The organism is Escherichia sp. MOD1-EC6300 (assembly GCF_002965045.1).
GTDB classification, from domain to species: domain Bacteria; phylum Pseudomonadota; class Gammaproteobacteria; order Enterobacterales; family Enterobacteriaceae; genus Escherichia; species Escherichia coli_F.
The window spans coordinates 174262-181432 of sequence record NZ_PTRH01000005.1 but is presented as its reverse complement, the minus strand read 5'-3'; the positions used below and the strand labels follow the sequence as shown (position 1 = coordinate 181432).

Here is a 7171-nt window from a genome sequence, read left to right as displayed (position 1 = left end):
TAGCGAGTCCATTTATCTAAATAAGACAAAGGTAATCACTTAACAACGATGCATACCTGATATTAATAATGGCAGGATTATTTCAAGTCGGGTAAGTCGTTGTATAAGCCCTGTTTAATTCCCGCTAATGGAATAAGGTTATTCACCGCAGCGGCATAATTTACGGCGGCGACCCAGCCATCATAATTGGCATTTATTTCAGCCGATTGCGCCTGAAAGACATCTTGCTCGACGGTTAATAGATCATTCAGGCTGCGTTTGCCCAATTTATATTCATTTTGGTACACATCTCGCGTTTTGTGCGCACTTTCGGATTGTGCTAAACCGGCTTCTTCGCGACCCCGTGCGCCGGTCCAGTTCGCATATGCCACAGACGCTCGTTGCAGCACATCCAGTTTTGCCTGTTCGACCTGCGAGGCAGAGATTTTTTGTTGCCCTTCAGCCTGTTGCACCTGGGCTGAAACTGCGCCGCCCTGATACAGCGGCGCGTTAACGTTCAGTTGTAACTGGTCGTCCCAGTACGAGCGGTCGCTGGTCTGGTAGCGCGTTTTGCCGCCCTGAATACTGAGCGTCGGCCAGTATTGCGCTTTCGTTTTTTCCACGCCGTACTGTGCAGACTGGCGTAAGTTTTCTGCCGCCAGTACCAGCGGGATGGACTGGTAATCAATATTTTTCAACGATACCGGCTGCTCGGCTAATTCAGCAGGTGGCTCGGCTATCGCCTCCGGTTGGACGCCAGTGAGCACCGCCAGTTGCGCTTTGGCGCTCGCCATCTGCGCTTGATATTGCTCCAGCGTTGAGCGCATTCCGGCAATACGCGTCTGGGCCTGTAATTCATCCGACGATGAGTTCAGGCCAGCGTTAGCGCGCAGCGCCGCCATGTTGTAGACGTTTTCCAGCGAGTGGATATTGCGTTGAGCCGCATCGCACAACGCCTGATAACGACTGACCTCCATATAGGCAGTCGCCGTTTTTTCGGCAACATCGGTTAAAGTTGCCATCAATTTAAAGCGGTAGCTGTCACGAGCGGCGGTTTGCAGTTTGATATCGTTATCTGTTTTACCGAAGTCATACACCAGCTGTGTCAGGGTTATGCCATACGAAACGTTGTTATCAAGCCTGCCGCTGGAGTCCGTTTGTCGGGACGGCCCCGCGTTGCCGGTTAATCCAACGTGCGGATACCAGGCACTTTTGGCTTCATCAATTTGTGCTTCGCCAATACCTATCTGCGCCGCCTGTTGAGTGACGTCGGGATTTCGCGCAAAGGCGCGTAATATACTTTCCTGTAAAGATAATCGGGCAACTGGCGTTACCGCTGGGGCGTTCGCCCATTGTGGCAGCGGTGCAGCAATTGTAGCTTCTCCCATCACCATAAAACTTATTAAAAAAATAAACCCATTATTTTTACGGCTTTTAAACTGGAATCGCGCCATAGATAAGTCACTTCCTTCCAGGTCATTATTTTAACTGGTTTTTATAACCAGTCTCATTTTATTAAGAAGGGTAATAACTTGTGCACCTCTTTTGTCGAACATTGAGATTGGAAAAGAAATGCAGTTAAAAAGCTTATACGTTATTTATTTAGAATACACTACGACTTTTAGATTACCATCATACGCATTAAGAATAATCCACAGCAATAAGTGATTAGCATCACAGATTTATCGCGTATATATCATTTTTTTGTGACTTATTTATTAAAGGAATAAGAAAGGAAATTTGAATTAAAGACAAAGGCGCAGTACAGAAAGTACTGCGCCCAAAGAGGTTTTATACGGCTTTATTGCGCTTCATGACCATTGCCACAATAAGGCTGAGTAAGAGCGCGCCAATAATCCATATCAGCGCACGACTGCCCTGGGACCACAGACTGTAGATGAAGCCAACGATCACCAACAACATAACCAACGTGCCAACGATAAGAATCGGCAACGAGGCATGGATATCATGACGCAGGCGGATCGCCACCACAAACACCGCCAGGTAGCAGATCAAAAAGGTGGCACTGGCAACGCTGGCGAGTGAGCCTAAATTTAGCGCCGCCGTCATCAGCATAATCAACACCACGACGATGATGTTGCCCCAGGTACTCTGCCGCCACAGAGATTTATTCATTAGCTTCGGCAGTTCGCGTTCGCTTCCCATGTTGTCCATGATGTTAAACACGGCGAACAGGTTCGCGTTGATGGCTGAAGCCGTCGCCAGTAAAGCACCGATGACAACGATCACATAACCCACATGCCCGAGGAGCGGAGATGCGGCCTGCGCTACGGCGGTATCGGCATATTTTTCTAACTCTAATGCCGATACATCGCTAAGCAGTACCAGCGCCAGCGCGATGTAAAGCAGTGTGGTAACGCCAATCGCCACCAGAAACGCCCGTGGCATAATGACCGCCGGATCTTTCACTTTATCCGCCGCGTTCGCCATCATGCCAAAGCCCGCATAGGCAAGGAAGGTTATCCCGATACAGGAGAAGAACGCACCGGAGCTGGGAGGCGCAGAGACGGAAATATGCGCCGGTTGTAGCGACCAGACACCGGCAATAATCAGCAATAACAGGATCATCATTTTAATGCCGACGAGGATCACTTCCAGCCGCCCTACCGCATGGTTGCTTAAGGAGTTGAAAAGCGTCATCACCGCAATGATCCCCAACGCGTAGAGCAGAATAAGGTGCTCCTCCTGGCTGCCTTCATGCAAAAACTGCACGGCATAAGCGCCAAAAGCACGGGCGACCATGGCGATGCTTACCGCCAGCGTCAACAGGTACAGTAACGAGAGCGCCAGCGAAAAGACGCCGTTGCCTAATCCGCGACGAAAGAAGTCGATAATACCGCCATTGCTGGGATAGCTCGCCCCCAGACGCGCATAGGCATAACCAGAAAACATCGCCACAATACCACCAAAAGCAAAGGCGACCCAGGTCGAGGCTTCCATTAGCAACGCAGCCTGCCCCAGCAGCGCGAAGATCCCCGCCCCCACCATTGCCCCAATGCCAATGGAAACGACGTTCCATAGACCGAGGGGTTTGTTACCGTTATTACCTTCCGTGTTCATCATGATCAGCCCTTAAACACGTTATAGCCGAGTTGATTAGCGACCGATGCCACCATTTTTTGACCGCGAACACTGTTGCCTTCTTCGTCCAGTGGTGGTGAAAACGCGGCAATTCCCATCACGCCAGGGACAACCGCCAGAATACCGCCACCTACACCGCTTTTGCCCGGTAAACCAACGCGATATGCCCAGTCACCGGAGCGACCATACAGCCCTTCCATCATCATTTCGGCCAGAATGCACGGCACGTTGTCGGCCTGAAGAACGCGTTTATGCGTCAGCGGATTCACACCACCCGCCGCCAGCGTCGCGCCAAGCGTTGCCAGTTCAATAGTATTGAGGAGCGTGGAGCACTGACGGGTATACACGTCACAGGCTTCCATTGCATCACAATAGAGATATCCGGCGGAGTACAGCAGCCAGGCTATGGCCCGGTTATGGAAGTTGGTTGTTTGTTCCGACTGGTTGACTTCATCAGAGAGCGCTACCTGCTCACCAGCCAGTTGTTGTTGGATATGTAAAATTCGCTGCCAGCGTTGTTCAGTATTTTCAGCGTTAATCAGGCTGGTGGTGGCAATAGCGCCAGCATTTACCAGTGGCGAAAGCGGTTTGCCGCCATGCAACTCTAAGGCGATAACGGAGTTAAAGGGCAATCCGGTCGGGTCAGCGCCAACTTTGTCCTGTACCGCCTGCGGGCCGACATCTTCTAACGCAAGGGCTAACGTACAGACTTTTGAGATGGATTCCAGCGCAAAGCGGTAATCACTGTCACCCGCGCTAAAGACTTTACCATCGCAGGTCACGATAGCCACTGCCGCCAGTTGACTGGGCACATTCGCCAGAAAGGGAATGTAATCGGCATTTTGTCCGCCGTTAAGTGAGTGAAATTGGGTGTAAGCCTGATCCACTGCCTGCTGTAATGTGTTTGCATCTAACATCTTTTGTTAACTCCTTTTTATAGATGCGGGAGGGGATTCCTCACCCCGGTGCCGATTTTCAGGCATCCTGATTTAACTTAGCACCCGCGACTTAACTACAGGAAAACAAAGAGATAAATGTCTAATCCTGATGCAAATTGAGCCGATTTTTTAATCTTTACGGACTTTTACCCGCCTGGTTTATTAATTTCTTGACCTTCCCCTTGCTGGAAGGTTTAACCTTTATCACAGCCAGTCAAAACTGTCTCAAAGGAGTACGTTATGTCACAAACTATCGACCTGACCCTGGACGGCCTGTCCTGCGGTCACTGCGTTAAACGCGTGAAAGAAAGTCTCGAACAGCGCCCGGATGTTGAACAGGCGGATGTGTCTGTCACTGAAGCGCACGTTACCGGGACTGCCAGTGCAGAACAGCTGATCGAAACCATCAAACAAGCGGGTTATGACGCATCTGTAAGCCACCCAAAGGCTAAACCGCTGGCGGAGTCATCAATCCCGTCGGAAGCACTGACAGCGGTTTCTGAGGCGCTTCCGGCAGCGACCGCCGATGACGATGACAGCCAGCAGTTGCTGCTGAGCGGCATGAGCTGCGCCAGCTGTGTCACCCGCGTACAAAATGCGCTGCAAAGCGTACCGGGCGTCACTCAGGCACGGGTAAACCTGGCGGAGCGTACTGCGCTGGTGATGGGCAGTGCCTCCCCACAAGATTTAGTGCAGGCGGTGGAAAAAGCGGGCTACGGCGCGGAAGCGATTGAAGATGACGCGAAACGCCGTGAGCGCCAGCAGGAAACCGCCGTCGCTACCATGAAGCGCTTCCGCTGGCAGGCAATTGTCGCACTGGCGGTGGGTATCCCGGTGATGGTCTGGGGGATGATTGGCGATAACATGATGGTCACCGCTGACAACCGCAGCCTGTGGTTAGTTATCGGCCTGATAACGCTGGCGGTAATGGTTTTCGCCGGCGGGCATTTTTACCGTAGCGCATGGAAAAGCCTGCTGAACGGTGCGGCGACAATGGATACGCTGGTGGCGCTGGGTACTGGCGTGGCGTGGCTCTATTCAATGAGCGTCAACCTGTGGCCGCAGTGGTTCCCGATGGAAGCGCGACATCTTTATTACGAAGCCAGTGCGATGATTATCGGTCTGATTAATCTCGGTCATATGCTGGAAGCGCGCGCACGTCAGCGTTCTTCAAAGGCGCTGGAGAAATTACTCGATTTAACCCCGCCGACGGCGCGCCTGGTCACTGACGAAGGTGAAAAAAGCGTGCCGCTGGCAGATGTTCAGCCTGGTATGTTACTACGCCTGACGACCGGCGATCGTGTACCGGTAGATGGTGAAATTACCCAGGGCGAAGCGTGGCTGGATGAAGCAATGCTGACGGGCGAACCTATCCCACAACAAAAAGGCGAAGGCGATAGCGTTCATGCCGGTACCGTGGTGCAGGACGGTAGCGTGCTGTTTCGTGCCAGTGCGGTTGGCAGCCATACTACGCTGTCACGGATCATTCGTATGGTGCGCCAGGCCCAGAGCAGTAAACCGGAAATCGGCCAGTTGGCGGATAAAATCTCTGCCGTATTTGTGCCGGTAGTGGTGGTGATTGCGCTGGTCAGTGCGGCAATCTGGTACTTCTTTGGTCCGGCACCGCAAATTGTTTATACCCTGGTGATTGCCACTACGGTACTGATTATCGCCTGCCCGTGTGCGCTGGGGCTGGCAACGCCAATGTCGATTATTTCCGGCGTAGGGCGTGCGGCTGAATTTGGCGTGCTGGTGCGGGACGCCGACGCGCTGCAGCGCGCCAGTACGCTCGATACCGTAGTATTCGATAAAACCGGGACGCTGACGGAAGGTAAACCGCAGGTTGTCGCGGTGAAAACATTTGCTGATGTTGACGAAGCGCAGGCGCTGCGTCTGGCGGCGGCACTGGAACAAGGTTCCAGCCATCCGCTGGCACGGGCGATCCTCGATAAAGCAGGCGATATGCAGCTGCCGCAGGTCAACAGCTTCCGTACATTGCGTGGGCTGGGCGTGAGCGGTGAAGCAGAAGGTCATGCGTTATTGCTGGGTAATCAGGCGTTGTTAAATGACCAGCAAGTCGATACTAAAGCGATTGAAGCAGATATTTCAGCCCAGGCATCGCAAGGGGCAACGCCTGTGCTGCTGGCGGTTGACGGGAAAGCGGTAGCCCTGCTGGCTGTACGCGATCCATTGCGTAGTGATAGCGTGGCGGCGCTGCAACGTCTGCATAAAGCGGGATATCGTCTGGTGATGCTAACCGGGGATAACCCGACCACCGCCAATGCGATCGCCAAAGAGGCAGGGATTGATGAGGTGATAGCCGGGGTGCTGCCAGACGGTAAAGCCGAAGCGATCAAACGTCTGCAAAGTGAAGGACGTCAGGTGGCAATGGTGGGTGACGGCATTAACGACGCGCCAGCACTGGCTCAGGCGGATGTCGGTATTGCTATGGGTGGCGGCAGTGATGTTGCCATTGAAACCGCGGCGATTACCCTGATGCGCCATAGCCTGATGGGTGTTGCGGATGCGCTCGCAATTTCCCGCGCAACGCTGCGCAACATGAAGCAGAACCTGCTCGGTGCGTTTATCTACAACAGCATTGGTATTCCGGTCGCCGCCGGTATTTTGTGGCCGTTCACGGGAACACTGCTTAACCCGGTAGTAGCCGGGGCAGCAATGGCACTCTCGTCGATTACCGTAGTGAGTAACGCCAACCGGTTGCTGCGGTTTAAACCGAAAGAGTGATTGTTATTTACTTAATGCGTTTGTGAGATCCAGTTCTTGTTGCGCTCCTTTTATGAGTCATGCCATATAAAGTGACTGGCGCAAGGAGCGCGCAGGGGGCGGCCAATCGCCGCCGCCCCCTGCACCCCCGGGCTCTGGCGAACAAAATCGCCGCTGCGCGGTACCCTCGGCTTATCCCTTGCGGCTACCGGGTCGGGCGCGAGGTAACATCCCTGTAAAACGCGCCCTCAGCCCACATCCATGTGGGCTGCCCCGGCCTTCAGGGAACGCCTCGGCGATTTTGACGCCACCAACACCCGTGCAGTCTTTCGTTTCAAAGCAAAAACAATTTTTCGATCATATTTAAGCTACCACTGAACAAGCCTCATAACTCCATTTGCGCCATCCCTCACCGCGCGCTAGCATGA

4 protein-coding genes are annotated in these 7171 nt (G+C 53.2%); 1 reads left to right on the top strand and 3 read right to left on the bottom strand.

The window, feature by feature from the left end; translation table 11 throughout:
• Nucleotides 1-77 precede the first annotated feature (77 nt).
• The 3 genes from BGE37_RS10370 to glsA form a co-directional block, all read right to left on the bottom strand.
• Nucleotides 78-1433 carry a TolC family outer membrane protein gene (locus BGE37_RS10370; protein WP_105288000.1) on the bottom strand — a complete coding sequence of 452 codons (1356 nt, stop codon included), beginning with the start codon at nt 1431-1433 and terminating at the stop codon, nt 78-80.
• Between the two features lie 337 nt (nt 1434-1770).
• On the bottom strand, nt 1771-3063 hold the full coding sequence (locus BGE37_RS10365) for an APC family permease (RefSeq protein WP_105287999.1): 1293 nt from the start codon (nt 3061-3063) through the stop codon (nt 1771-1773).
• Nucleotides 3064-3065: 2 nt separating this feature from the next.
• Nucleotides 3066-3998: a glutaminase A gene (gene glsA, locus BGE37_RS10360; RefSeq protein WP_105287998.1), complete on the bottom strand. Its 933-nt coding sequence runs from the start codon at nt 3996-3998 to the stop codon at nt 3066-3068.
• A 261-nt stretch (nt 3999-4259) separates the two neighbouring features.
• Between glsA and copA the strand changes: the two genes are divergently transcribed.
• Nucleotides 4260-6764 (top strand): copper-exporting P-type ATPase CopA, encoded by a 2505-nt coding sequence (copA, locus tag BGE37_RS10355; RefSeq protein WP_105287997.1) that lies wholly within the window; start codon nt 4260-4262, stop codon nt 6762-6764.
• The last annotated feature ends 407 nt before the right edge of the window (nt 6765-7171 follow it).